Origin of the sequence: Micromonospora sp. NPDC006766, assembly GCF_040636055.1 — a bacterium.
Lineage (GTDB): Bacteria > Actinomycetota > Actinomycetes > Mycobacteriales > Micromonosporaceae > Micromonospora.
Window position 1 is genome coordinate 1 of record NZ_JBEYIX010000106.1, and the last position, 3090, is coordinate 3090.

General features: G+C 56.9%; 2 rRNA genes (1 of these 2 only partly in view). Both read right to left on the bottom strand.

Going from position 1 to position 3090, the window contains the following annotated elements:
* Positions 1-6: 6 nt before the first annotated feature.
* Positions 7-123: ribosomal RNA gene (gene rrf / locus ABZ671_RS32260) — 5S ribosomal RNA — on the bottom strand.
* 85 nt (positions 124-208) lie between these two features.
* A 23S ribosomal RNA gene (locus ABZ671_RS32265) occupies positions 209-3090 on the bottom strand (it continues 330 nt past the right edge of the window).

Genomic DNA, 3090 nt, shown 5'->3' on the forward strand with positions numbered 1-3090 from the left:
AAGATTGTCCGGCGGTGTCCTACTCTCCCACACCCTCCCGAGTGCAGTACCATCGGCGCTGGAGGGCTTAGCTTCCGGGTTCGGAATGTGACCGGGCGTTTCCCCTCCGCCATGACCGCCGTAACTCTATCGACATATCAAACAACACCACACCACGTGGTCTGTTGTTCGTTTGTCGGGAGTTGCACAGTGGACGCGTAGCAGCTTAGTAGTCAAGTCCTCGGCCTATTAGTACCGGTCAACTGAACCCGTTACCGGGCTTACATTTCCGGCCTATCAACCCAGTCGTCTAGCTGGGGGCCTTACCCCACCAAAGGTGGGTGGGATACCTCATCTTGAAGCGAGCTTCCCGCTTAGATGCTTTCAGCGGTTATCCCTTCCGAACGTAGCTAACCAGCCGTGCCCCTGGCGGGACAACTGGCACACCAGAGGTTCGTCCGTCCCGGTCCTCTCGTACTAGGGACAGCCCTTCTCAAGTATCCTACGCGCACGGCGGATAGGGACCGAACTGTCTCACGACGTTCTAAACCCAGCTCGCGTACCGCTTTAATGGGCGAACAGCCCAACCCTTGGGACCTGCTACAGCCCCAGGATGCGACGAGCCGACATCGAGGTGCCAAACCATCCCGTCGATATGGACTCTTGGGGAAGATCAGCCTGTTATCCCCGGGGTACCTTTTATCCGTTGAGCGACACCGCTTCCACATGCCAGTGCCGGATCACTAGTCCCGACTTTCGTCCCTGCTCGACCTGTCAGTCTCACAGTCAAGCTCCCTTGTGCACTTGCACTCAACACCTGATTGCCAACCAGGCTGAGGGAACCTTTGGGCGCCTCCGTTACCCTTTAGGAGGCAACCGCCCCAGTTAAACTACCCACCAGACACTGTCCCTGAACCGGATAACGGTCCGAAGTTAGATACCCAAACCAACCAGAGTGGTATTTCAAGATTGCCTCCACCCATACTGGCGTATGGACTTCACCGGCTCCCACCTATCCTACACAAGCTAATTCGGATACCAATGTCAAGCTATAGTAAAGGTCCCGGGGTCTTTCCGTCCTGCCGCGCGTAACGAGCATCTTTACTCGTAGTGCAATTTCGCCGGGCCTGTGGTTGAGACAGTGGGGAAGTCGTTACGCCATTCGTGCAGGTCGGAACTTACCCGACAAGGAATTTCGCTACCTTAGGATGGTTATAGTTACCACCGCCGTTTACTGGCGCTTAAGTTCTCCGCTTCGCCCCGAAGAGCTAACAGGTCCCCTTAACGTTCCAGCACCGGGCAGGCGTCAGTCCATATACATCGAATTACTTCTTCGCATGGACCTGTGTTTTTAGTAAACAGTCGCTTCCCCCTGCTCTCTGCGGCCATACAACGCTCCACCCGCGCGGGGCTTCACGTCTCCGGCCCCCCTTCTCCCTAAGTTACGGGGGCAATTTGCCGAGTTCCTTAACCACAGTTCGCCCGATCGCCTCGGTATTCTCTACCTGACCACCTGTGTCGGTTTGGGGTACGGGCCGCTCGGAACTCGCTAGAGGCTTTTCTCGGCAGCATAGGATCACTGACTTCACCTGAATCGGCTCGGCATCACGTCTCAGCCTACATGTGCTGCGGATTTGCCTACAGCACGGCCTACACGCTTACCCCGGCACAACCACCGGCCGGGCTCAGCTACCTTCCTGCGTCACCCCATCGCTTGACTACTACCCGCCAGGTTCCCACGCTCCCCACCATAGGTCCGAAGACCGCCGGCAGCTCGGGTGGTTAGCACAACGAGGTTCATCAGGGTCGCTCCTACGCGGGTACGGGAATATCAACCCGTTGTCCATCGACTACGCCTCTCGGCCTCGCCTTAGGTCCCGACTCACCCAGGGCGGATTAACCTGGCCCTGGAACCCTTGGTCATCCGGCGGAAGGGTTTCTCACCCTTCTTTCGCTACTCATGCCTGCATTCTCACTCGTGCCGCGTCCACAACTAGGTCACCCCGTTGCTTCACCCCCGGCACGACGCTCCCCTACCCATCCACACACCTGCACCAGATATCAAGACCTGGCGAAGTAAAAATGTGAATGCCACAGCTTCGGCGGTGTGCTTGAGCCCCGCTACATTGTCGGCGCGGAACCACTTGACCAGTGAGCTATTACGCACTCTTTAAAGGGTGGCTGCTTCTAAGCCAACCTCCTGGTTGTCTATGCGACCCCACATCCTTTTCCACTTAGCACACGCTTAGGGGCCTTAGCTGGTGATCTGGGCTGTTTCCCTCTCGACTACGAAGCTTATCCCCCGCAGTCTCACTGCCGCGCTCTCACTTACCGGCATTCGGAGTTTGGCTGATTTCGGTAAGCTTGTGGGCCCCCTAGACCATCCAGTGCTCTACCTCCGGCAAGAAACACGCGACGCTGCACCTAAATGCATTTCGGGGAGAACCAGCTATCACGGAGTTTGATTGGCCTTTCACCCCTAACCACAGGTCATCCCCCAACTTTTCAACGTTGGTGGGTTCGGCCCTCCACGCGGTCTTACCCGCGCTTCAGCCTGCCCATGGCTAGATCACTCCGCTTCGGGTCTAGAGCATGCGACTAAATTCGCCCTATTCAGACTCGCTTTCGCTACGGCTCCCCCACACGGGTTAACCTCGCCACATGCCACTAACTCGCAGGCTCATTCTTCAAAAGGCACGCCGTCACCCCGTAAGGCTCCGACGGATTGTAGGCGAACGGTTTCAGGTACTATTTCACTCCCCTCCCGGGGTACTTTTCACCATTCCCTCACGGTACTCGTCCGCTATCGGTCACCAGGAAGTATTTAGGCTTACCAGGTGGTCCTGGCAGATTCACGGCAGATTACAGGGGTCCGCCGCTACTCGGGAACACCCACAGGAGACCAGCCACTTTCACCTACCGGACTATCACCGTCTACGGTCAGCCATTCCAGACTGTTCGACTAGCAACTGATTTTGTAACTCCTCGAATGCGTGTCAGCACACTCAGCAGGGTCCCACAACCCCGACCACGCAACCCCTGACAGGTATCACACGCAGCCGGTTTAGCCTCAATCCGCTTTCGCTCGCCACTACTCACGGAATCACTAAT